The 24,616-nt window shown below is 47.8% G+C and carries 16 protein-coding genes and 2 pseudogenes; 13 read left to right on the top strand and 5 right to left on the bottom strand.

All coding sequences use genetic code 11. The features are described 5' to 3' along the window. The first annotated feature begins 148 nt into the window (after positions 1-148). From hsdM to symE, 3 genes are all read left to right on the top strand, one after another. Positions 149-1,738, top strand: a complete 1,590-nt coding sequence (hsdM, locus tag ATB02_RS04390) for a type I restriction-modification system methyltransferase (protein ID WP_105271150.1) — start codon at positions 149-151, stop codon at positions 1,736-1,738. Next, positions 1,735-3,102: a restriction endonuclease subunit S gene (locus ATB02_RS04385; RefSeq protein WP_105271149.1), complete on the top strand. Its 1,368-nt coding sequence runs from the start codon at positions 1,735-1,737 to the stop codon at positions 3,100-3,102. Before hsdM ends, ATB02_RS04385 begins: the two co-directional genes overlap by 4 nt. Before the next feature lie 227 nt (positions 3,103-3,329). Further along, positions 3,330-3,671 carry an endoribonuclease SymE gene (gene symE, locus ATB02_RS04380; protein ID WP_105271148.1) on the top strand — a complete coding sequence of 114 codons (342 nt, stop codon included), beginning with the start codon at positions 3,330-3,332 and terminating at the stop codon, positions 3,669-3,671. 46 nt (positions 3,672-3,717) lie between these two features. On the opposite strand, the gene ATB02_RS26605 is transcribed toward symE, so the two are convergent. From ATB02_RS26605 to ATB02_RS04370, 3 genes and pseudogenes are all read right to left on the bottom strand, one after another. Continuing rightward, on the bottom strand, positions 3,718-4,881 hold the full coding sequence (locus ATB02_RS26605) for a GmrSD restriction endonuclease domain-containing protein (protein ID WP_241957633.1): 1,164 nt from the start codon (positions 4,879-4,881) through the stop codon (positions 3,718-3,720). A gap of 276 nt (positions 4,882-5,157) precedes the next feature. After that, positions 5,158-5,811: pseudogene (locus tag ATB02_RS26600) on the bottom strand (DUF262 domain-containing protein); the annotation flags it as partial. Between the two features lie 95 nt (positions 5,812-5,906). Next, on the bottom strand, positions 5,907-6,071 hold the full coding sequence (locus ATB02_RS04370) for a DUF1127 domain-containing protein (RefSeq protein WP_000394281.1): 165 nt from the start codon (positions 6,069-6,071) through the stop codon (positions 5,907-5,909). A gap of 176 nt (positions 6,072-6,247) precedes the next feature. On the opposite strand from ATB02_RS04370, the gene ATB02_RS04365 reads away from it, so the two are divergent. Then, a complete protein-coding gene (locus tag ATB02_RS04365) occupies positions 6,248-7,660 on the top strand; it encodes an aminotransferase-like domain-containing protein (RefSeq protein ID WP_105271146.1) in 1,413 nt (470 codons plus the stop codon). 242 nt (positions 7,661-7,902) lie between these two features. Here the strand turns inward: ATB02_RS04365 and ATB02_RS26885 are convergent, their stop codons facing one another. Beyond that, entirely contained in the window at positions 7,903-8,373 is a 471-nt protein-coding gene (locus ATB02_RS26885; RefSeq protein ID WP_428995347.1) for an Rpn family recombination-promoting nuclease/putative transposase, read from the bottom strand. A gap of 161 nt (positions 8,374-8,534) precedes the next feature. Next, a pseudogene (locus ATB02_RS26880) lies at positions 8,535-8,984 on the bottom strand (Rpn family recombination-promoting nuclease/putative transposase); the annotation flags it as partial. Positions 8,985-9,461: 477 nt separating this feature from the next. On the opposite strand from ATB02_RS26880, the gene mdtM reads away from it, so the two are divergent. The 9 genes from mdtM to iatD all read left to right on the top strand — a co-directional run bounded on the left by mdtM (position 9,462) and on the right by iatD (position 24,512). Continuing rightward, positions 9,462-10,694: a multidrug efflux MFS transporter MdtM gene (mdtM, locus tag ATB02_RS04350; protein ID WP_105271144.1), complete on the top strand. Its 1,233-nt coding sequence runs from the start codon at positions 9,462-9,464 to the stop codon at positions 10,692-10,694. Positions 10,695-10,734: 40 nt separating this feature from the next. Beyond that, on the top strand, positions 10,735-12,015 hold the full coding sequence (locus tag ATB02_RS04345; protein ID WP_001037416.1) for a DUF445 domain-containing protein: 1,281 nt from the start codon (positions 10,735-10,737) through the stop codon (positions 12,013-12,015). Between the two features lie 115 nt (positions 12,016-12,130). After that, the gene (locus ATB02_RS04340; protein WP_105271143.1) at positions 12,131-13,282 is read left to right on the top strand and encodes a double-cubane-cluster-containing anaerobic reductase; all 1,152 of its coding nucleotides are present in this window, start codon (positions 12,131-12,133) and stop codon (positions 13,280-13,282) included. A gap of 9 nt (positions 13,283-13,291) precedes the next feature. Then, the gene (yjiL, locus tag ATB02_RS04335) at positions 13,292-14,059 is read left to right on the top strand and encodes a putative 2-hydroxyacyl-CoA dehydratase activator YjiL (RefSeq protein WP_105271142.1); all 768 of its coding nucleotides are present in this window, start codon (positions 13,292-13,294) and stop codon (positions 14,057-14,059) included. Then, positions 14,056-14,322, top strand: coding sequence for a DUF3343 domain-containing protein (locus tag ATB02_RS04330; RefSeq protein WP_105271141.1), 267 nt, complete (start codon positions 14,056-14,058; stop codon positions 14,320-14,322). Before yjiL ends, ATB02_RS04330 begins: the two co-directional genes overlap by 4 nt. A gap of 308 nt (positions 14,323-14,630) precedes the next feature. Next, positions 14,631-16,712: a pentapeptide repeat-containing protein gene (locus ATB02_RS04325; RefSeq protein WP_105271140.1), complete on the top strand. Its 2,082-nt coding sequence runs from the start codon at positions 14,631-14,633 to the stop codon at positions 16,710-16,712. A gap of 260 nt (positions 16,713-16,972) precedes the next feature. Further along, on the top strand, positions 16,973-17,815 hold the full coding sequence (locus ATB02_RS04315) for an SdiA-regulated domain-containing protein (RefSeq protein WP_123059828.1): 843 nt from the start codon (positions 16,973-16,975) through the stop codon (positions 17,813-17,815). 67 nt (positions 17,816-17,882) lie between these two features. Next, on the top strand, positions 17,883-19,061 hold the full coding sequence (locus tag ATB02_RS04310) for an MFS transporter (protein ID WP_001089438.1): 1,179 nt from the start codon (positions 17,883-17,885) through the stop codon (positions 19,059-19,061). Positions 19,062-19,271: 210 nt separating this feature from the next. Then, complete coding sequence (iatD, locus tag ATB02_RS04305; protein ID WP_105271139.1) at positions 19,272-24,512, top strand: inverse autotransporter IatD; 5,241 nt, start codon at positions 19,272-19,274, stop codon at positions 24,510-24,512. The last annotated feature ends 104 nt before the right edge of the window (positions 24,513-24,616 follow it).

Genomic DNA, 24,616 nt, shown 5'->3' with positions numbered 1-24,616 from the left:
CCCGGTCACGTACTTCTGTACGCTCCCGGGGATTCACTCACTTGCCGCCTTGATGCAACCTGAATGATTTTGTGTATATTACCCTCGGCAATTTCTTCTTCTGCGGCCCCAAACAATGCGGGCCGCTGCTTAATTTACGGAACTCACAATGAACAATAACGATCTGGTCGCCAAGCTGTGGAAGCTGTGCGACAACCTGCGCGATGGTGGCGTTTCCTATCAAAACTACGTCAATGAACTCGCCTCGCTGCTGTTTTTGAAAATGTGTAAAGAGACCGGACAGGAAGCGGAGTACCTGCCGGAAGGCTACCGCTGGGATGACCTGAAATCCCGCATCGGCCAGGAGCAGTTGCAGTTCTACCGTAACCTGCTGGTACATCTGGGCGCAGACAATCAAAAGCTCGTGCAGGCGGTGTTCCAGAACGTCAACACCACCATTACCCAGCCAAAACAGTTGACCGAGCTGGTCAGCAATATGGATTCGCTGGACTGGTACAACGGCGCGCACGGTAAGTCGCGCGATGACTTCGGCGATATGTACGAAGGGCTGTTGCAGAAGAACGCGAATGAAACCAAGTCTGGCGCGGGCCAGTACTTTACCCCGCGTCCGCTGATTAAAACCATTATTCATCTGCTGAAACCGCAGCCGCGTGAAATGGTGCAGGACCCGGCAGCGGGTACGGCGGGCTTTTTGATTGAAGCCGACCGCTATGTTAAGTCGCAAACTAATGATCTGGACGACCTTGATGGCGACACGCAGGATTTCCAGATCCACCGCGCGTTTATCGGCCTCGAACTGGTGCCCGGCACCCGTCGTCTGGCACTGATGAACTGCCTGCTGCACGATATTGAAGGCAACCTCGACCACGGCGGCGCAATCCGTCTGGGCAACACCCTGGGCAGCGACGGTGAAAACCTGCCGAAAGCGCATATTGTCGCCACTAACCCGCCGTTTGGCAGCGCCGCAGGCACCAACATTACCCGCACCTTTGTTCACCCGACCAGCAACAAACAGTTGTGCTTTATGCAGCATATTATCGAAACGCTGCATCCCGGCGGTCGTGCGGCGGTCGTGGTGCCGGATAACGTGCTGTTTGAAGGCGGCAAAGGCACCGACATCCGTCGTGACCTGATGGATAAGTGTCATCTGCACACCATTCTGCGTCTGCCGACCGGTATTTTTTACGCGCAGGGCGTGAAAACCAACGTGCTGTTCTTTACCAAAGGGACGGTGGCGAACCCGCATCAGGATAAGAACTGTACCGACGACGTGTGGGTGTACGACCTGCGTACCAATATGCCGAGCTTCGGCAAGCGCACGCCGTTTACCGACGAGCATTTGCAGCCGTTTGAGCGCGTGTATGGCGAAGACCCGCACGGTTTAAGCCCGCGCACTGAAGGTGAATGGAGTTTTAACGCCGAAGAGACGGAAGTTGCCGACAGCGAAGAGAACAAAAACACCGATCAGCATCTGGCCACCAGTCGCTGGCGCAAATTCAGCCGCGAGTGGATCCGCACCGCGAAATCCGATTCGCTGGATATATCCTGGCTGAAAGATAAAGACAGCATCGACGCCGACAACCTGCCGGAGCCGGATGTATTAGCGGCAGAAGCAATGGGCGAACTGGTGCAGGCGCTGGGTGAACTGGATGCGCTGATGCGTGAACTGGGGGCGAGCGATGAGGCGGATGCGCAGCGTCAGTTGCTGGAAGAAGCGTTTGGTGGGGTGAAGGAATGAGTGCGGGGAAATTGCCGGAGGGGTGGGTTGACACTCAATTAGGTAATGTTGTTGATTATGGTAAAACATCTAAAAAAGTTTTATCTGAAGTTAATGACGACACATGGATTTTGGAACTAGAAGATATTGAGAAAGCTTCATCAAAGCTTCTTAATAAAGTAACTGCTAGTGAACGCCCTTTCAAAAGTACGAAAAATAGTTTTCGGAAAGGAGATATTCTCTACGGTAAACTTCGTCCCTATCTCAATAAAATTATCATTGCAAACGATGATGGCGTATGCACCACTGAAATTATTCCTATTAACGCAGAGCCAATTTGTTTTAATAAGTATCTATTTTACTGGCTGAAGAGTTCGACCTTTTTAAGTTATGTGAATGATGTTAGCTATGGCGTAAATATGCCCCGTCTGGGAACAACTGATGGCCTCAAAGCGCCGTTACGATTAGCTCCACTCGCCGAGCAAAAAATCATCGCAGAAAAACTCGATACGCTGCTGGCGCAGGTAGACAGCACCAAAGCACGTCTTGAGCAAATCCCACAAATCCTGAAACGTTTTCGTCAGGCGGTGCTTGCTGCGGCAATGAGAGGAGAGCTTTCTGAGACATGGAGGACTCATAATTCATTTAATATCTCATTGCATAAATATTATGAATTAACAAAAGGAAAAAAATTAAAAGCCAAAAATATCGCTGAACCCTGTGAGGAGAATACGTGGTTACGTTGTAATATTGGGCATATTTTTAATGTTAAATCAGGTGATGGCCTTACGGCTAAAGAAATGAATTCCTCAGGAGATATCCCTGTTTACGGAGGCAATGGTATTACAGGTTACCATGATAAGTATAATACTGAAGAATCAACCATTGTTATTGGTAGAGTAGGATATTATTGTGGTTCAGTTCATTTGACTCCTGAAAAATCGTGGATAACTGATAACGCATTACTTGTTGATTTCAATAGAGATTTAATCACAGAGAAGTTCGCATATTGGCTACTTAAGGCTACAAATTTAAGAGTAGATACATCCTCCTCAGCTCAACCTGTTATAAGTGGAGCAAAAATATATTCTATAGAAATAGTTGTTCCTCCGGTTGAAGAACAACACGAAATCGTTCGCCGCGTCGAGCAACTCTTCGCCTACGCCGACACCATAGAAAAACAGGTCAACAACGCCTTAGCCCGCGTCAACAACCTGACGCAATCCATCCTGGCAAAAGCGTTCCGTGGTGAACTTACCGCCCAGTGGCGGGCCGAAAACCCGGATTCGATCAGCGGAGAAAACAGCGCCGCCGCGTTGCTGGAAAAAATCAAAGCTGAACGCGCAGCTAGCGGGGGTAAAAAAGCCTCACGTAAAAAATCCTGAACATTATTTTCTGGCGCACCTTTCCGGTGCGCTTTTTATTATTTCACGCCAATCATAACCCACATAAATATATTTAAATCATTCCAGAAATTGCCCATTTTATTCTATTTTTAGCTGGACTTTCCCCATATTTACTGATGATATATACAGGTATTTAGCGCGGTGCGGATGTGCGCCAACACACCCGCACCGCTCATCACAATCACTATTTCAGGAGAATAGCAGTTATGACTGACACGCATTCTATTGCACAACCGTTCGAAGCAGAAGTCTCCCCGGCAAATAACCGTCAATTAACCGTGAGTTATGCGAGTCGCTACCCGGATTACAGCCGTATTCCCGCCATCACCCTGAAAGGTCAGTGGCTGGAAGCCGCCGGTTTTGCCACCGGCACGGCGGTAGATGTCAAAGTGATGGAAGGCTGTATTGTCCTCACCGCCCAACCACCCACCACCGAAGAGAGCGAACTGATGCAGTCGCTACGCCAGGTGTGCAAGCTGTCGGCACGTAAACAGAAGCAGGTGCAGGAGTTTATTGGAGTGATTGCCGGTAAACAGAAAGTCGCCTGATACATTGACCCGGTAGCGCCAGTGCTACCGGGTATTATTCGCTACGTTATACCAACGCGCTCTCCATCTGTTTTTCAAATGCCTGACGAATTAATCCCATAATGTAAGGAAGTTGTGCGAGGTCGCTGAAACCAATTTCTACATCGCCATTGCCCCAGCGCCCAACATTTGTCACATCTTTGGCAATACCTTTCGGATCGACCAGTTCATGAAACTGCATATTAAGCGACAATCGCAGTCGGCTTTTTTGCGGCACAACATCAACAAAATTCGTTTCCGCTTTAAACGCAATATAGAGCTTCAATACTTCCTGCGTGATCCCTGCGTCCAGGCGCATAACTTCATCGCGAAGATGATCGAATAACACCCGGCTATGCGAACCATCAGCAAGAAAAGGAAAATCATTCAGGCTGTAATTGGTTTTGTTTTCAGGCTTCCCCCGATAAACAGCTAAAACCTCTTCAGGAAGAGAAGGCGCTTGCCAGACCTGAATTGCAAGCTCTGCCAGACGATCGGCACGGGCGTGAATGGCGGCTTCATCCCATTTTTCGCACTGTCCAAGACCGATATTCAAATAGAGCGGGCTATGTTTAAAGCCGTCTTCAATATCGCGTTTTTCCGCGAAAGGTCTGTCACTGTAGCGGGAGTTATAGCGCGTTAATGTGAGATTCCCCAACGTATGCAACAGTTCTTTATGAATGCGTTGCCAGTCACTTCCCAGCTCTTCACGCCATTTAGCCGACAAATTTTCGTTCTGCGGCATAATGTGCTCAATCGTAAACTCTTCCACGCGCTCTCTGCGTTTATCGTTTTCCAGTCGTCGTAACCAGTAACTGCGACTGCGGAAGTTATAGAGATCGCGAACTTTTAATTCCCGTTTAAATTCATCATCGTTGGGGAAACGACGATATGAAGGTAGGTTCAGAAAATGCACCTGAATACTTTCCAGATATTTTTCTTTATTAATGACTTTATAAAAAGTGGCAAATGTCTTGTTCAAAGAATTCGTCGGAATCGCACATACTGCACGGCGGAAAACATAAGATTCAATTAAACGAATTATGCTCAGGAAATCTTCGTGAGACAAATCGCCATTTTTATAGTCATGATAAAGCGCCAGTAAGAAAGGATACGCCACATCGACCTTTAACTCGCGCAAATCCTGAAAAGCCGTGGCAAGCGATTTGTCACTTTCTTTTCCCAATGCCATTGCACAGTAATACTCCGCGTAGATGTGAATATCTTCAACCAGCCGATCTACGCCTTTTTCAGCAACACTCTGGCTACGGGCATGGAGTTTAAAAGCCTCATAGACTTCATCTGTCCGAGGGATCTCCCCCGTTTTTACCGTCAGATAATGACGCATAAAACTGTCAAAATATTCGCTGTAACCTTGCTGACCAAAAGAGATTTCCATGGGGCGCCAGTGATCTTCATACAACCGGGTTTGATACTCTGGTTCGAGACCCATCAGAATAAAATTGCGCACCAGGTCGGCTTGACTTAACGCCTTACCGGTGGAGTTCATACTTTCAAAAATCAGTTGCGGATTATCCTGACCACGATTAAGCGCCACATCGACAATTAATAACTTTGCTAACCCACGACATAAGGGGATCAAGTCATCACCGAGTTTGGCAATTTGTTCATCAAAGAAAGTAAAGTTTTCCATTATTCGATAGGAATAGTTTTCTGGCATCGGTCTTTGTTTTATTAACGCCAGCAAACTTTCTTTATCAGTCTCGGTCAGCAGTAATTTAAATCCTTTCTCGCCGGACTCATAAGGATTGAGTAAATAATAATTACGCAATTTCATTGCCGAAAAGCCATCAAACACTTCGTCTTCACCAAGATGGCGCGATAAAGCTTCAATCAGCAACATTGCGGTCGTCAGCCGCTGTTGACCATCAATGACCAGCAACGGAGAAATACCAGAAACCTGATACAACCCCTGCTCAATATAAACAACCGAACCGATAAAATGCGCTGATATATCGTCACGCTTTCCGGCACGAATGATGTCGTCCCAAAGTTGCCGACATTGTTGTTCTGTCCATGAATAAGTCCGTTGATAAATGGGAATAACAAACTGCTGCGAACGTTTTAAAAAATCGAGTAAGCGGGCTTCTGTAGCTTTCATTCTGACGTCTATCCGTGAAGCGATGATTTCGCAATAATAACCACTTCCTTGTGGAGGTTATAGAGAAATCCTGTTTTCCGCGGCGAAATGCCCCCTCACTCCACATCCTCCCTGCGTAACCCAATATCTCTCAACCGCTCATCACTCATCTGCTGTAACACGCGTCGGGTCTGCATTTGCCGCCGCCAACGCCTCACCGCCTGCCAGAGTTGCACCAGGCCGATAAACGGCGCTTTAGCTCTGTTTTCGTGAAATTCCATCTGCTACCTCCTCATCTTTCAGAGGCTTCATCATCCACCTTCTGGCAGCTCACAATACAGATTCAAATATTACTTTTATTTAACATACAGACAGGTTAAAACAGCATCTGCATCCGGTTTTTTAGCCTCATCTGTACCGGTTTTTCTCTCTGTATGGTCCACATAAGGAATACAGCATGACGCGTTATCAACATCTGGCGACTCTACTTGCCAGGCGGATTGAGCAAGGGCTGTATCGTCACGGGGAGAAATTGCCGTCGGTGCGTAGCTTGAGTCAAGAGCACGGCGTCAGCATCAGCACCGTGCAGCAGGCGTATCAGATGCTGGAGACGATGAACCTCATCACTCCGCAGCCGCGTTCGGGTTATTTTGTCGCACAACGTAAAGCCCAGCCGCCAGTGCCACCAATGACGCGTCCGGTGCAGCGCCCGGTGGAAATTACCCAGTGGGATCAGGTACTGGATATGCTGGAGGCGCATAGCGACAGTTCCATTGTTCCGTTAAGCAAAAGCACGCCGGATGTCGAAACGCCCAGCCTGAAACCACTCTGGCGGGAGCTAAGCCGGGTGGTACAGCATAATCTGCAAACCGTTCTCGGTTATGACTTGTTAGCCGGCCAGCGGGTATTGCGCGAGCAGATTGCCCGCCTGATGCTCGACAGCGGCTCGGTGGTCACCGCCGATGACATCATCATTACCAGCGGCTGCCATAATTCGATGTCGCTGGCGTTAATGGCGGTGTGTAAACCGGGCGATATTGTCGCGGTCGAATCCCCCTGTTATTACGGTTCGATGCAGATGCTGCGCGGCATGGGCGTGAAAGTGATTGAAATCCCAACCGATCCAGAAACAGGCATCAGCGTTGAAGCGCTGGAACTGGCGCTGGAACAGTGGCCGATTAAAGGCATCATTCTGGTGCCAAACTGTAATAATCCGCTGGGATTTATTATGCCGGACGCACGCAAACGGGCCGTTCTCTCTCTCGCTCAGCGTCATGATATTGTGATTTTTGAAGATGATGTCTACGGCGAACTGGCGACGGAGTATCCGCGCCCGCGGACCATTCATTCCTGGGATATCGACGGGCGAGTGCTGTTGTGCAGCTCGTTCAGTAAAAGTATTGCTCCAGGCCTGCGCGTGGGTTGGGTCGCACCGGGGCGCTATCACGATAAACTGCTGCATATGAAATATGCCATCAGCAGCTTTAATGTACCGTCCACGCAAATGGCGGCGGCAACGTTTGTGCTGGAAGGTCACTATCATCGCCATATCCGGCGGATGCGGCAGATCTATCAGCGCAATTTGGCGCTTTATACCTGCTGGATACGGGAATATTTTCCCTGCGAAATCTGTATTACGCGCCCGAAAGGCGGATTTTTACTGTGGATAGAATTGCCTGAACAGGTCGATATGGTCTGCGTCGCGCGGCAGCTGTACCGCATGAAAATCCAGGTAGCGGCAGGCTCGATTTTCTCGGCTTCCGGCAAATACCGTAATTGTCTGCGCATCAACTGCGCTTTGCCGCTCAGCGAAACCTATCGCGAAGCACTAAAGCAAATTGGCGAAGCCGTGTATCGGGCAATGGAATGAATTCGAAATAGTGGCGAAGCGCCTGATTTCCTCTCACGAATAGCGTGTGACTCGTTTTATCTTTGCAGGGTCATCTCCACGTTCCTGCATGGCTTAGGCAAAATGCGCTTTGTTCATACCGGATGCGATGTGAACGCCTTACCAGGTCTACAAAATCTTTAAAGTTAAATATATTTAATGGGTTATGTAGACCTGATAAGCGTAGCGCATCAGGCAGCTTTGCGTTTGTCATCAGTCTCTGATTAGTACTCGATCCATGGATCGCGCTTGCTTTCAGGCAAGGGCTGATCTAATGCCTGCATTTGCTCTGCCGAAAGTCCGGTATATCGTTGTATCCATTCAGGATCCGCCCCATTCTGCAACAACAATCGGAGGAGGCTCTTTTCCCCTTCTTCTTTCCCTTCTTTCCTCCCCCTCTCCCTTCCCAACAGCCATCCATCATTATGAATTCGCTCTGCAATCGTCATTATTCGCTCCCTGTGTTGCGGCATTCGACGGGTAAGTTCACTGATAAACTCATTAAAACGCGCTTCATCGCCAGTCAGTAAAATGTAATTTAACAGCGCAGTTATCTGGTTGTCATTAGCGCACCCTGTAACCAGTAATACTGCCAGTTGATCAATAAGCCCCATTAGATCGCGCTGGCGAATATGCTTTTGGATCAACTCCAACAGGGCGACTCTGCGATGCTGCACAATCTCGTCATCCGGCACGATAGTGACATCCACCAGCGGGAACGCAGCGGTATATACTCGTCATACTTCAAGTTGCATGTGCTGCGACTGCGTTCATTCACCCCAGTCACTTACTTTTGTAAGCTCCTGGGGATTCACTCACTTGTCGCCTTCCTGCAACTTGAATTATTTAGAGTATAAAGTTTCCGTGCGGTAGTCGGGTCGGCAAATTCGTCCAGCCAGCACAAAGACCAGGGATAAGGACTACGGCTACCGTGATAAAACAGCATCGGAATGACCAGCGGTAGCGGTCGGCGTTTATCATGCTCTATATGGCGCTGCATCACCGCCATGGAATAGCGCATCAGCCGAAAAGCCATGTGAATATCCTCACGGCTCTGATGTTCAATCACCACATAGATATAGCCATCGCCTTTACGGGTCTTTACCGACCACAGAATATCGGAATGTAGCGCCCGTAATTTTTCATCGACAAAGCTGGCGGATTCCAGTTTTAAGCTATCGAGATCGCACAGTTCACGTAAATCTATTGGTAAGTGGATCTCCATAAAATCCCGCGCGGTGTCAGGGTGGGTGAGAAAGGATTTAAATAATGCGTCATGCGGCGTACTGGTCGTGAAGTTTGTCATGGCGATCCGTCACCTGTTGATAAGATGGCCCGACTTTAGCGACTAACAAAACCATTCTCACCCGGCAATTTCCCATTCCCCGAGGTGATTTCCAGGCTATTTTTATTCTTCTGCAAACGATACATTTTTCCGGAAACAGGCTCGCATTTTACATTTCCTGTACCCGGCAGATATTCCCCTTTCCACCGCGCTCTTTTGATTAACCGCAAATTTTAATTACACTTAAGGTGTATATTTTCTATGCAACCCATCAATTAAAGAGGTGTAATGTGCTGATGACTATTTGTAATCGTTATACATTCTGACCCGAAGTCAGAAAGTATTTCTCTGTCTGTGTGTTCACAGGCAGTGTGGTTGATTACATGAAATTCAGTACATTTGCAGTCTCGTTGCCATTCTCACCTGCCTTTCGTCATTACCGACGGTATTGAATTTCGTTTTCCCCGTTGGGGTTCTCCGGACAAGGAGTTGTTTGTTATGCCACGTTTTTTTGCCCGCCATGCCGCCACGCTGTTTTTCCCGATGGCGTTGATTTTGTATGACTTTGCCGCGTACCTGTCGACGGATCTAATCCAGCCAGGGATTATTAATGTGGTACGTGATTTTAATGCCGATGTCAGTCTGGCCCCTGCTGCCGTCAGTCTCTATCTTGCTGGCGGTATGGCGTTACAGTGGCTACTGGGGCCACTTTCCGACAGAATTGGCCGCAGGCCGGTGCTGATTACCGGGGCGCTAATTTTTACCCTTGCCTGCGCCGCGACAATGTTCACAACGTCAATGACACAATTTCTTATCGCGCGTGCAATTCAGGGCACCAGTATCTGTTTTATTGCTACCGTCGGTTATGTCACGGTGCAGGAAGCGTTCGGGCAGACAAAAGGGATCAAGTTGATGGCGATTATCACCTCCATCGTACTGATTGCGCCAATTATCGGCCCGCTTTCCGGCGCAGCTCTGATGCACTTTGTGCACTGGAAAGTCCTTTTTGCCATCATTGCGATTATGGGTTTTATCTCATTTGTTGGCTTACTGCTGGCGATGCCAGAGACAGTGAAGCGCGGCGCGGTTCCGTTTAGCGCCAAAAGCGTCTTGCGCGATTTTCGTAATGTCTTTTGCAATCGGCTGTTCCTCTTTGGCGCAGCAACCATCTCTTTAAGCTATATCCCGATGATGAGTTGGGTGGCTGTCTCGCCGGTGATCCTTATCGATGCAGGCGGCTTAACAACTTCGCAGTTCGCCTGGACACAGGTTCCGGTGTTCGGCGCGGTGATTGTTGCGAATGCCATCGTGGCGCGTTTTGTTAAAGATCCGACCGAACCGCGGTTTATCTGGCGTGCCGTACCCATTCAACTGGTCGGCCTCTCGCTGTTGATTGTCGGCAATCTGCTGTCGCCGCACGTCTGGCTGTGGTCGGTGCTGGGCACCAGTCTGTATGCTTTCGGGATTGGTTTGATTTTCCCGACCTTATTCCGCTTTACGCTGTTTTCCAATAACTTACCGAAAGGGACCGTCTCCGCATCGCTAAATATGGTGATCCTGATGGTGATGTCGGTCTCGGTCGAAATCGGCCGCTGGCTATGGTTTAACGGCGGTCGCTTGCCGTTTCATCTGTTAGCCGTTGTGGCGGGCGTTATCGTCGTTTTCACCCTGGCGGGATTGCTCAATCGCGTGCGCCAGCATCAGGCAGCCGAGCTAGTGGAGGAGCAGTGATTTTTGCGCGATCCTGCCGTCAGGCTCTATTCTTAACGTTATGAATAAACTCATCGAACTCAGACGCGCCAAAAGGTTGGCGCTCTCTTTACTGCTTATCGCCGCTGCTACCTTTGTCGTTACGCTGTTTTTGCCGCCCAATTTTTGGGTGAGCGGCGTGAAGGCGATTGCTGAAGCGGCGATGGTCGGCGCGCTGGCTGACTGGTTTGCGGTGGTGGCGCTATTTCGCCGCGTGCCGATTCCGATCATTTCTCGTCATACGGCGATTATCCCGCGTAATAAAGACAGAATTGGTGAAAATCTCGGCCAGTTCGTGCAGGAAAAATTTCTCGATACCCAGTCGCTGGTGGCATTGATTCGACGTCACGAACCGGCGTTGTTGATTGGCAACTGGTTTAGTCAGCCGGAAAACGCCCGCCGCGTTGGTCAGCATCTGTTGCAGATCATGAGCGGTTTTCTTGAACTGACCGATGATGCGCGCATTCAGCGCCTGCTTAAGCGCGCAGTCCATCGGGCGATTGATAAGGTCGATCTCTCCGGCACCAGTGCGTTGATGCTGGAGAGTATGACCAAAAACGATCGCCATCAGGTGCTGCTGGATACGCTGATCGCACAGTTGATCGCCCTGCTTCAGCGCGATAAATCGCGCAAGTTTATCGCCCAGCAAATTGTTCGCTGGCTGGAGAGCGAGCATCCGCTAAAAGCCAAAATTTTGCCCACTGAATGGCTGGGCGAACATAGCGCGGAGTTAGTTTCTGACGCGGTGAATTCTTTGCTTGATGATATTAGTCGCGATCGTGCGCATCAGATCCGCCATGCGTTTGATCGCGCCACCTTCGCCCTGATCGACAAGCTGAAAAACGATCCGGAAATGGCAGCGCGAGCCGATGCCGTAAAAAGCTATCTGAAAGAAGATGAAGCTTTTAACCGCTATCTCAGTGAATTGTGGGGGGATTTACGGGAATGGCTGAAAGCGGATATCAACAGTGAAGATTCTCGTGTGAAAGAACGTATCGCACGAGCGGGTCAATGGTTTGGCGAAACGTTAATTGCCGATGATGCCTTGCGGGCGTCGTTAAATGGTCATCTGGAACAAGCCGCGCACCGCGTTGCGCCTGAGTTTTCCGCATTCCTGACGCGCCACATCAGCGATACGGTAAAAAGCTGGGATGCCAGGGATATGTCGCGGCAAATCGAGTTAAATATCGGCAAAGATCTGCAGTTTATTCGTGTTAACGGTACGCTGGTTGGCGGATGTATTGGGCTGATTTTATATTTGCTGTCGCAGCTCCCGGCCTTGTTTCCCCTCGGCAATTTTTAGAAATCCATGAAAAACTAAGTGGCTAACCGCGAGAGAGATCAAATAAACCACACTAAAAGAATGGTAATAATGTGGCCTCTTTTCATTATCTCCCGTGGTACGGGGAAGGAAAATCATGTCACTTGTCACCGATCTACCCGCCATTTTCGCTCAGTTCTCTGAAGCTCGCCAGAAAGGCTTTCTCACCGTCATGGATCTCAAGGAGCGCGGCATTCCGCTGGTTGGCACCTACTGCACCTTTATGCCGCAAGAGATCCCGATGGCAGCCGGCGCGGTTGTGGTTTCGCTCTGTTCCACCTCTGATGAAACCATTGAAGAAGCCGAGAAAGATCTGCCGCGCAACCTCTGCCCGCTGATTAAAAGCAGCTATGGCTTCGGCAAAACCGATAAATGCCCCTACTTCTACTTTTCTGATCTGGTGGTCGGTGAAACCACCTGCGACGGCAAAAAGAAAATGTATGAATACATGGCGGAGTTTAAGCCCGTTCATGTGATGCAGTTGCCAAACAGCGTTGAGGACGATGCCTCGCGTGCATTATGGAAAGCTGAGATGCTGCGCTTACAAAAAGCGGTAGAGGAACGTTTTGGACACGAGATTAGCGAAGATGCTCTGCGCGATGCCATTGCGCTGAAAAACCGCGAACGTCGCGCACTGGCCAATTTTTATCATCTTGGGCAGTTAAATCCTCCAGCGCTTAGCGGCAGCGACATTCTGAAAGTGGTCTACGGCGCAACCTTCCGGTTCGATAAAGAGGCGTTGGTTGACGAACTGGATGCAATGACCGCCCGCGTTCGTCAGCAGTGGGAAGAAGGCCAGCGACTGGACCCGCGTCCACGCATTTTAATCACCGGCTGCCCAATTGGCGGCGCAGCAGAGAAAGTGGTGCGCGCGATTGAAGAGAATGGCGGCTGGGTTGTCGGTTATGAAAACTGCACCGGGGCAAAAGCGACCGAGCAATGCGTGGCAGAAACGGGCGATGTCTACGACGCGCTGGCGGATAAATATCTGGCGATTGGCTGCTCCTGTGTTTCGCCGAACGATCAGCGCCTGCAAATGCTCAGCCAGATGGTGGAAGAATATCAGGTCGATGGCGTAGTTGATGTGATTTTGCAGGCGTGCCATACCTACGCGGTGGAATCGCTGGCGATTAAACGTCATGTGCGTCAGCAGCACAACATTCCTTATATCGCTATTGAAACAGACTACTCCACCTCAGATGTCGGGCAGCTCAGCACCCGTGTCGCGGCCTTTATTGAGATGCTGTAAGGAGTGGCAGTGGCATATTCGATTGGCATTGATTCCGGCTCAACCGCCACCAAAGGGATCTTACTGGCAGACGGCGTGATTACGCGCCGTTTCCTCGTTCCAACACCCTTTCGCCCGGCAACAGCAATTACTGAAGCCTGGGAAACTCTGCGCGAAGGGTTAGAAACAACGCCGTTTCTGACGCTCACCGGCTACGGGCGGCAACTGGTGGATTTTGCCGATAAACAGGTGACGGAAATCTCCTGTCACGGGCTGGGCGCACGGTTTCTTGCGCCAGCAACGCGCGGGGTAATCGACATCGGTGGTCAGGACAGCAAAGTGATTCAGCTTGATGACGACGGTAACCTGTGCGATTTCCTGATGAATGACAAATGCGCGGCAGGAACAGGGCGTTTCCTGGAGGTGATCTCGCGCACGCTTGGCACCAGCGTCGAGCAGCTCGACTGCATAACGGAAAATATCACGCCGCACGCTATCACGAGTATGTGTACGGTCTTTGCCGAATCGGAAGTGATCAGCCTGCGCTCAGCGGGCGTCGCGCCAGAAGCGATTCTCGCCGGAGTGATTAACGCGATGGCGCGGCGGAGCGCTAATTTCATTGCTCGTCTCTCCTGTGAAGCGCCGATTCTGTTTACTGGTGGCGTTAGTCATTGCCAGACGTTTGCCCGGATGCTGGAATCTCATCTGGGAATGCCGGTAAATACCCATCCTGATGCGCAATTTGCTGGCGCAATTGGCGCAGCGGTAATTGGTCAACGAATGAGAAAACGCACATGAAAGAGTATCTGTTTTTATTTCACTCCACGGTCGGCGTCATACAAACCCGCAAGGCGTTGCAGGCAGCGGGCATGACTTTTCGCGTCAGCGATATTCCCCGTGATTTACGCGGCGGCTGCGGGTTATGCATTTGGCTGACCTGTCTGCCCGGCGAGGAAATACAATGGGTGATCCCTGGGCAGACCGAAGCGATATATTGCCAACAGGGCAGCAACTGGCAGTGCGTGGTGCATTACGATTCAGAAGCGTCAACCAGGCAATAAGATCTTTAAATATAACGCCCGGATATTTGGCTGCACATAATCCTGCATGAAGGAAGTTGTATTAAATATCTCGCCTGCTGTGAAATATTTCCCATCCACAAAATGAGCGATTTTTGATAGCACCTTGCTATTGCGCGTCTAAAATACAATATACATTGTATTATACTTAAACCCATAATTATACATAGAGCAATAAAATGATTACCGGGTGTGGTAATGATAAAGATAAGTTTCAGTGTGAAGCTTATCTTTACCCCCCATAATTATTTTAGATTTAGAAGAACATTTCACAATTCAAGGATAAAAATATGGGCTCCACATTTAACATATACGGCGATATTCTTCCAACACTCGACATGTATTCGGGACTAAAACCTTGCCATAAAAAAAGCAACCAACCATTTGACATTAACACGGAAATTGAAACCATACAAAAACAAATTAATTATGATATAAATCATTTGAATGATGGTTTTATTAAGCGTGTACTGAATGTTTTTATTCACCTTATCTCTAATCCCGACAATCTCGAATTAACCTTAAATCGATATTCATCAACAACAGAACAAATCATCGCCAAAACCAAAAGAAATGGTTTAAATGAGTTTGAAATTAACGATCTAAAAATAATATTTAATCGACAAGATGATAATGAAAGCGTATTAACTGTTTACCACAAAGATATAAGTCATAGTTGCAATGTTAAAACCGAGCAACTGCAGCAGTTTATTAAAATAATGGAACAAAAAGCGCAACTACCAATCTATATTGACAAGAACAATTTGAAAGAGAGTATTTGCTCTGTTTTGCACAATGACCCACAACATGCAGATAAAGATCAATACCTTCCCTATGATAAGTTTTTAAAACATGCCTGCAAAAGTTCAAATTCATTTGAAGTGAAATTAGATGCCACTCATCAATATCGACATCTGAATAACTTCATGATTTCTTTTGACCCAGTAGAAAGTCAATTAACCATACGGGATAATAATAACGAGACTGAAACTATCTCGTTGACAAACTTACAATGGGAAAATGTGCTGCAATACTACAGAGAAAATCACCAGCAGCCAAATATAGCAGGATCACGAAATCTCACGGATAATAGAGATAAAATAAAAAATACAATATCCACCTCTGAAATTATAGAGTGCGCCTCTCCTGAGATAAGAAATAGCGTTCTGAACGATCTTTATAGCATTGCTAACTTCCTCCCGGACAATAATCTGACACCAAATGAGAGCTGGAAAAGATTTTGTCATACATGCGAGCGCTTTTACGTTGCTCAGAAGAGTATCACTGGAGATAAGAGTGAACGTCTTACACGAAAACTCTCTGTCTCTGATGCAGGAATTACAATGACCTTCACGATAGGTGATGTTGTTATCAATACTATTAGCACTGCTATTCCTAAAGATTCAACGGGTCAACGGTGTATCAAAGGGTTGAATTTAGCGGGAATGGATTTAACCGGCATAGACTTGTCTAAAATGGCTCTAAGGAATGTCAATTTTAATGGCAGCATTCTTAGAAAAGCGGATTTCTCCGGTACGATCTGTGAAGGCGTGGATTTTACAGATTGTGATCTGCGTAATGCAAAATTCGAAAATGCCACATTAGAAAATAATGATTTTCGTAAAGTTCGCCACTTGACTTATGTAAATTTCAAAAACGCAAATCTACGAAACTGTAACTTCAGCGGAAAAGTTCTCACTGGCGTTAATTTTACTGGAAGTGACCTTAGTAAGGCTTATCTTGAACACATAGATTTCACATCAGTCATTCTATATGAAACATCTGCAACATCTGCAACATCTGCAACATCTGATACTTCTAAAATACCTGAAATACCTGGAGCACCTAAAATACCTGCAACACCTCGAATACCTGGTACACCTAAAGTAATTCTTACTGGAGCAATACTAAATTATTCCGATCTATCGGATAAAGATCTTTCAGAATATGATCTTACTGGTACTGTCTGCATATTTACCAATTTTACAAACGCTAATTTAACAAAATGCAAACTGTTTAATACAAACTTTTCGGCTGCAAAATTTAACAATACTAATTTCACTGGTACAGAAGGTTCTAATATTCTATTTAACTATGCATGGTTGTTCAATACGATATTTATAGATACGATTTTTAAAAATGCCTGTTTTTTCAATGCCAAAGTGAATAATGTTTCTCTTAAGAGTGCATATCTTTACAATGATAATATCGATAAAAAAACCAATGACAGTACCGATAAACAAGCCAAGAACAGTACCGAGCAACAGGACAGTAACAGTTTTAATCAAGCCCGTTTAAAGAAAGAAGTGAATAGTAGTTTTTCCATTCCGGGTTTAACGTCTTATCAGCCAACGTATATAGTTGACGAATAGTTCAATAATCACCCAAACAGAGTGAGTATGGCAGAGGATATAAATTGTTAACCGCCTCATCTATCATTCATGGATGAGGCGCATTTATCAGTCGATGTAAGCTGAAAATGTTCCGCCATCCAAAGACAAACGCCGCAACTCCCCTGCGGCGTTTACTATTTCATCGCCCCGCGTTAAGAATTCTTTAAGCTTCATCCGTATACTCCTTACCTATCGCACTGAATTCGATGAGAAAAAAAGCAATAATAAGGAGCAACAAGTTGAAAAAGCGCATCACCTTTATCGTTTTTCTTTGCGCCATCGTGGCGGTAAGCCTGTTTTTTGTGCAATCCTGCGTCCGTAAAAGCCAGCATGTCGCAGGGTTTCAGAATTATCAGGCCACTATCGATGGTAAAGAGATTACAGGAGTAACTAAAAATATCTCCTCACTGACCTGGTCTGCGCAGAGCAATACCTTGTTTAGCACTATCAACAAACCTGCAACCATCGTTGAAATGACGACCGAGGGCGATCTGATCCGCACCATTCCGCTCGATTTCGTTAAGGATCTCGAGACGATTGAATACATTGGTGATAATAAATTTGTCATCAGTGATGAACGTGATTATGCCATTTATGTGATTTCACTTAACGCTGATTCGGAAGTGAGCATCCTCAAAAAAATTAAAATCCCATTGCAGGAAACGCCAACCAACTGTGGCTTTGAAGGGCTGGCTTATTCCTCTCAGGACCAGACCTTCTGGTTTTTTAAAGAGAAAAATCCGATAGAGGTCTACAAAGTTACCGGGCTATTGCGTAGCGATGAGTTGCATATCAGCAAAGATAAAGCGTTGCAGCGTCAGTTTACTTTGGATGATGTTTCTGGTGCGGAATTTAACCCACAGAAAAATACGCTACTGGTGTTGTCACATGAGTCACGCGCCCTGCAGGAAGTGACCGTGACAGGTGACGTTATCGGCGAAATGTCGTTAACCAAAGGCAACTATGGCCTTTCACATAACATCAAGCAGGCGGAAGGGATAGCGATGGATGCCAGTGGCGACATCTATATCGTTGGCGAACCCAATCTTTTTTATCGCTTTACGTCGACAAAATCACGATAACAGTCTGGCAGGTTCTCCTTTTTTGTTATTAACTTGTTAACTCAAAATAATACAAACAAGGAAGAACATGAATTCGACATCGCATCCCGTAGAACGTTTTTCTTTCAGCACCGCGTTATTCGGGATGCTGGTTCTGACCCTAGGTATGGGTTTAGGCCGCTTTCTCTATACGCCGATGCTGCCAGTCATGCTGGCGGAAGGCGAGTTTTCCTTTAGCGAACTCTCGTGGATCGCCAGTGGTAACTATGCCGGGTATCTGGCGGGGAGCCTGCTGTTTTCATTCGGCGCGTTTCATTTGCCCTCACGCCTGCGCCCATTCCTGTTAACTTCCGCCCTCGCAACCGGATTATTAATCCTCGCGATGGCGTGGTTGCCGCCGTTTCTTCTGGTTTTCATCATTCGCTTTCTGGCAGGGGTCGCCAGCGCCGGGATGTTGATTTTCGGCTCGACGCTTATCATGCAACACACCCGCCATCCCTTTGTTCTTGCGGCGCTATTTTCTGGCGTTGGCGTCGGTATTGCTCTGGGTAATGAATATGTACTGGCAGGCCTGCATTTTTCCCTCTCTTCACAAACGTTGTGGCAAGGTGCCGGGGCACTTTCTGCCATAATATTGCTTGTTCTGGCGCTGCTCATTCCGTCGAAGAAACATATTATCGCACCAGCGCCATTGGCAAAAATTGCCCGACAACCCATGAGCTGGTGGTTACTGGCGATTCTGTATGGTCTGGCGGGTTTCGGTTATATCATCGTCGCCACGTACCTGCCGCTCATGGCGAAAGACGCGGGCCAACCTGTGCTGACGGCTCACCTCTGGACACTGGTTGGCTTGTCGATTGTCCCAGGTTGCTTTGGCTGGCTATGGGCAGCCAAACGGTGGGGAGCATTACCTTGCCTGACCGCAAATTTGCTGGTGCAGGCTGTCTGCGTGCTGTTAACCCTCGCCAGTAGCTCTCCTTTATTACTCATCATCAGCAGTATTGGTTTTGGCGGCACCTTTATGGGGACTACCTCGTTGGTGATGACCATCGCTCGCCAGCTTAGCGTGCCGGGAAATCTTAATCTTTTGGGCTTTGTGACACTTATTTATGGTATCGGGCAAATTCTTGGCCCGGTGCTGACCAGCATGCTCGGCAACGGAACGTCGGCGCTCGCCAGTGCCACGCTCTGCGGCGCAGCTGCGCTATTTATCGCAGCGTTAATCTGCGGGATGCAAATATTCAAAATACATACGAATTACTCTTAGTTGATTTAATGAATTTAACTTTTCAGTACAGCACGTAAAATAACTAAAACACCCTTGTTCTTTGGCGGTGCTCAGCCACCGCCACTATTATTCATGGTTTAGCAAATTTACGGCTAATTCATTATTTCTGGTCATATTATAGTCAGGATCGTTTTATACCTCCGTGCTAGAAAAAACACGTTTAATTCTGTTTTTTCACGGAAGGTCACTATGGCTTCGACAAATGCGCAGCAAATAAAAAATAATGATCAAAACTCTTTATGCGGTCTGGGTGACAAAATACGCCGCCTGGCCGCCGGAGTTTGTTTATTCACACAAATTTTTTTCCCCGTCATGGCGACGGCACAAAATGTGGTACACGCTAAACCCCAGATGACAGTTTCATCTCCTCCCCCTCTTACAGAAAATAAAACCGTACCTTACACGCTTGGCGCGCTGGAATCAGCGCAAAGTGTTGCTGACCGGTTTGGTATTTCACTGGAAGAGCTTCGTCGTCTTAATCAGTTTCGTACTTTTGCTCGCGGCTTTGATAACGTGCGTCAGGGTGAAGAACTGGATGTTCCGGCAACAACCTCGCAGAGAAGTCATGAGCTACAAAATGCCGTATCACCGGCGAATGCCGAAAACACACTGGAGAATCAAATAGCCAGTACTTCACAGCGAGTTGGCACTCTGCTTTCACAAGGTATGAATAGTGAGCAGGCGAGCAGCATGGCGCGTGGTTGGGCGTCTTCAGAAGCCTCTGGCACGATGACTGATTGGTTAAATAACTTTGGCACCGCGAAAATCTCTCTGGGCGTGGATGAAGATTTTAGCCTGAAAAATTCGGAATTCGACTTCCTGCATCCATGGTATGACACACCCGATTATCTGCTCTTCAGCCAGCATACCCTTCATCGAACGGACGATCGCACCCAGATCAACACCGGTTTAGGCTGGCGTTACTTCACCCCCAGTTGGATGTCAGGCATCAACCTGTTTTTTGATCACGACCTGAGCCGCTATCACTCCCGCGCGGGACTTGGCGCAGAATACTGGCGTGACTATCTGAAGTTGAGCAGCAATGCTTATATCGGCCTGACCGGCTGGCGTAGCGCACCAGAATTGAATAATGACTACGAAGCCCGCCCGACTAACGGCTGGGATTTACGCGCAGAAGGCTGGTTACCTGCCTGGCCGCATCTGGGTGGAAAACTGGTCTATGAACAATACTATGGCGATGAAGTGGCGCTGTTTGACAAGAATGATCGTCAAAGTAATCCCCATGCTATTACCGCAGGCCTCAACTATACCCCCTTCCCGCTTCTGACTCTCAGTGCAGAACAGCGTCAGGGGAAACAAGGTGAAAATGACTCACGGTTTGCCGTTGATCTGACCTGGCAACCCAGCAGCTCAATGCAGAAACAGCTTAACCCGGACGAAGTGGCCGGACGGCGCAGTCTGGCCGGTAGTCGTTATGACCTGATTGATCGCAACAACAACATCGTTCTGGAATACCGCAAGAAAGAGCTTATCCGCCTGAGTCTGCTGGACCCAGTGAAAGGGAAATCGGGAGAAATAAAATCGCTGGTTTCCTCGCTACAGACCAAATATGCCCTGAAAGGCTATAAAATCGACGCTGCTGCGCTGGAATCTGCTGGAGGAAAAGTCAGCACTTCCGGAAAAGATATCACGGTCACGCTGCCTGGTTACCGCTTCACTAACACCCCGGAAACCGATAATACGTGGCCGATAGACGTTACCGCTGAGGATGTAAAAGGTAATCTGTCACATCGTGAGCAAAGCATGGTCGTCATCCAGGCTCCGGCATTAAGCCAGAAAGATTCTCTGTTATCCGTTAATCCGCTAACCCTGGCAGCAGATAAAAAATCGACTACCACATTGACTGTGACTGCGCACGATTCCGACGGTACCCCGGTTCCGGGGCTGGCACTGCAAACCCGCAGTGAAGGTGTTCAGGATATCACTCTGTCTGACTGGACAGATAACGGGGATGGTAGCTACACACAGATGCTGACTGCAGGAACGACTTCAGGTTCAGTAACACTGACACCGCAACTTAACGGTGAGAGTGCGGTAAAAGAATCCATCGTCGTTAATATCGTCCCTGTTGTCTCATCCCGCGACCATTCTTCAATATCCATAGATAACATATTGTATTATGCCGGAGACGACATCAAAGTCAGGGTAGAACTGAAAGACGACAAAAATAAACCGGTTGAATATCAAGAAGACGCGTTGGTAAAAGCCGTCACTGTCGAGAACAGCAAACCTGGCGCCACGGTTGTCTGGCACGAAGAGCATCCGGGCGTTTATGCAGCGAATTATCCGGCCCATAAGCAAGGAGCAGCCCTGAGGGCACAACTTAGCCTTCACAACTGGAATACTCCTCTGCAATCGCATATTTATAATATCGAAGCAAACCAGAATAAGGCTCACGTCGCCACATTATCCGCAACGAATAATGACGTTTACGCCGATAAAAAGACGTTTAATACCATCACTATTAACGTCACTGATGAGAGTGATAATCCCCTGAGAAATCATCAGGTCACCTTTAAGAATGAGAAAGGAAGCGCGGAATTTGTAGAACCGACGCAGCAAAATACTGATGCACATGGTGTTGCCACAATTAACATGATAAGTCAGGTTGCGGAAGAAAATACGATTAGCGCTACGCTGCCAAATGGTTCTACTCAACGGGTAACTGCGAAATTTGTTAGCGATTCGAATACGCCAAAACTCAAACAACTGGTTGCCGCGCCAGATACCATTAGTGCTGGTAATAGCCAGGGTAGTACCCTGACCGCCACCGTCACAGACTTTCATAACAACCCGTTAAAAGATATGAAAGTGAATTTTGTGGCACCAACTGACTCGCAACTGGACAACACGACCGCCACAACTGACCAGTCCGGGATTGCGCGGGTGCACCTGACCAGTTCAAAAGCTGGTAGCTATTCCGTCGATGCCTCGCTTGAGGCGGATAAAAATATTCACCAGTCGGTTACGGTTACCGTGGTCCCAAACAGGGAACAATCGGTAATTATTTTGAATGCCGGATCGGGCAGTACGATTGCTAACAATACAGATACCGTTACCCTGACTGCCAGTGTGAAAGATGTTTATGGACACTCACTACCGGATGAGGATGTGAAATTTACCTTGCCAGCATCTATGACAGGGAACTTCACGCTAAGTAGTGACACCGCTCGCACCGATTCAAACGGCAATGCCGTGGTCACATTGCGAGGCACAAAAGCGGGTGAGTTTACAGTGACGGCGACACTGAGCAGAAATAATACCAGTGCTAATCAGCTAGTCTATTTTATTGGGGATACAAGCAGCGCGCAGCTCCAGCCGCTGACTGCCTCATTAAATACCATAGTTGCTGGCAACAGTACGGGGAGTACCCTGACAGCAACGATCCTGGACGCTTACCAAAATCCGCTTAAAGACCAACAGGTCACTTTCCAGAGTAACGATGTCACACTAAGCGGAACAGAAGTCACCACCAATACGCAGGGTCAAGCGACGGTAATAATGACCAGCAATATTGCCGGACAACATAACGTAGTGGTGAGCCGGAAAGCGCAATCATCCGATAATAAAACGTTTAGTTTATCAGTGCTCCCGGATGAAAGTTCGGCGAAGATAATAAGTATAACCGGAGCCGAAAAAACGATAATGGTTGGCGAAAACATCACGCTACGAATACACGTACAGGATGCGTTTAATAACGTCATAGCCGGTCAACGCGTCAGATTAAGTGCGCTGCCAACAGCTAACATTACGATAGACGATACGGCTTACACCGATAATAACGGCTATGCGTACGTTAACCTTATCAGCACCCAGCCTGGGGTCTATCAGGTGACAGCATCGCTGGACAATAACAGTAGTCGTAAAGTTGACGTGAGTGTGGCAAAGGGCAAACTCGAGTTAACATCATCGAAGCCAGAAACCACGGTCCATAACAGTGAAGGTATTACACTGACCGCAACGGCAAGAAATATTCAGGGTGAATTGATGCCGGGGCAAATTATCACCTTTAGCGTAACACCTGATGGTGCAACGCTAAGCAATACAGGGGAAATCCTGACTGATCAGTCAGGTCAGGCCAAAGTGACGCTGACCAGTGACAAAGTCAATGTATATACCGTTACGGCCACAATGGGCAAAGACGTTCCCGTTCAGAGCCAGGTGACGGTTGCGGTTAAGGCTGATGCTAAAACGGCACATGTTGTGAGTGTCGTGGCTTCTCCTGACACCATAATCGCCGACGGGGTTGATAGCAGCACCATCACTTCACGAGTAGAAGATGATTATGGATTCCCGGTTGAAGGTGTCGACGTTAGTTACAGCTTAGACACCAAAGGCAGCCCGGTGATTAATAATCCAACTACGCGTACCGATCAGTCCGGGCAAGTCACGGCGACAATAACAGGTACATTGGCAGAAGCTCTAATTGTCAATGTTCAGGTCCCTGGCACAGTCCACAAATCCGCAGCCATTACATTGATTCCTGGTACGGCAGATGAAAGTAAATCAACATTGAAATCTAGCGTTAGCTCTTTTATGGCTGACTTCCAGGAGAGCGCGACACTTACGTTAATATTGCAAGACAAGTACGGTAACCCGATAGTGACGTCTGATCATCTGGAATTTGTCCAGTCAGGTGCCTACGTGAACCTCCTGAAGTTGAGCAATATTGATTACAGCCAAAGAAATTATGGCGAGTACACCGTCACTGTCACTGGCGGCGTAGAGGGCAGAGCGACTCTCATTCCTATGCTGAACGGTGTTCATCAAGCAAACTTAAGCATATCACTGGATCTTGTCCGCTCAATAAAAGACATGCACGGTCATGTAACAGTCAACAACCATACCTTCACAACGGCAACATTCCCCAGTGAAGGTTTTATAGGGGCGTACTACACACTTAATGATGACAACTTTGAAGCGGGTAAAACCGTTAGTGATTATATGTTCACAAGTTCACAGAGTTGGGTGTCTGTCGATGCTTCAGGTAAAGTTTCTTTCACAAATACCGGCGACCAAACTTCAGTCGTAATAAGCGCTGTTCCCAGACAAGGAGGTACAACCTACCAGACATTAATTAAGCTGAAAGGCTGGTGGGTGAATCATGGGAATCAAACCAATATCTGGCTAACTGCCAATGCGTTCTGCAACGCGAAAAGTGATGGATATAATCTTCCTGGCGTCGCACATTTAACGTCTGGCGAAAACAAACGCACGTTGGGATCGCTATATGGTGAGTGGGGGAACGTTGGGGAGTTTTCCAGTGATTCGCAATTTACCGCGGGTGCTTACTGGACCAATCAACAGGATGATTACAATAGTCACGTCTATGTGCAGATGCTGACGGGCAGGATTGGAAGCGACGCAGATTCCAGCGCTCAACTAACTGCCTGCCGTAAATCACTTTAATTTCTGAAGTAGTTATTAAAGGATACCCTTTTGCGAGGGTATCCTTTCAGACTCATGACAAAAGCCAAATTGCCTGATGCGCTACGCTTATCAGGCTTACACTA

The sequence above is a fragment of the Escherichia sp. MOD1-EC5189 genome (genome assembly GCF_002966045.1).
GTDB classification, from domain to species: Bacteria; Pseudomonadota; Gammaproteobacteria; order Enterobacterales; family Enterobacteriaceae; genus Escherichia; species Escherichia coli_F.
The sequence above is the reverse complement of the archived record's forward strand: the minus strand, read 5'-3'. Positions and strand labels throughout refer to the sequence as shown.

Coding starts and splice junctions, on each gene's coding strand:
- hsdM (WP_105271150.1), top strand. CDS start 149: ATGAACAATAACGATCTGGTCGCCAAGCTGTGGAAGCTGTGCGACAAC.
- ATB02_RS04385 (WP_105271149.1), top strand. CDS start 1,735: ATGAGTGCGGGGAAATTGCCGGAGGGGTGGGTTGACACTCAATTAGGT.
- symE (WP_105271148.1), top strand. CDS start 3,330: ATGACTGACACGCATTCTATTGCACAACCGTTCGAAGCAGAAGTCTCC.
- ATB02_RS26605 (WP_241957633.1), bottom strand. CDS start 4,881: ATGGCATTGGGAAAAGAAAGTGACAAATCGCTTGCCACGGCTTTTCAG.
- ATB02_RS04370 (WP_000394281.1), bottom strand. CDS start 6,071: ATGGAATTTCACGAAAACAGAGCTAAAGCGCCGTTTATCGGCCTGGTG.
- ATB02_RS04365 (WP_105271146.1), top strand. CDS start 6,248: ATGACGCGTTATCAACATCTGGCGACTCTACTTGCCAGGCGGATTGAG.
- mdtM (WP_105271144.1), top strand. CDS start 9,462: ATGCCACGTTTTTTTGCCCGCCATGCCGCCACGCTGTTTTTCCCGATG.
- ATB02_RS04345 (WP_001037416.1), top strand. CDS start 10,735: ATGAATAAACTCATCGAACTCAGACGCGCCAAAAGGTTGGCGCTCTCT.
- ATB02_RS04340 (WP_105271143.1), top strand. CDS start 12,131: ATGTCACTTGTCACCGATCTACCCGCCATTTTCGCTCAGTTCTCTGAA.
- ATB02_RS04330 (WP_105271141.1), top strand. CDS start 14,056: ATGAAAGAGTATCTGTTTTTATTTCACTCCACGGTCGGCGTCATACAA.
- ATB02_RS04325 (WP_105271140.1), top strand. CDS start 14,631: ATGGGCTCCACATTTAACATATACGGCGATATTCTTCCAACACTCGAC.
- ATB02_RS04310 (WP_001089438.1), top strand. CDS start 17,883: ATGAATTCGACATCGCATCCCGTAGAACGTTTTTCTTTCAGCACCGCG.
- iatD (WP_105271139.1), top strand. CDS start 19,272: ATGGCTTCGACAAATGCGCAGCAAATAAAAAATAATGATCAAAACTCT.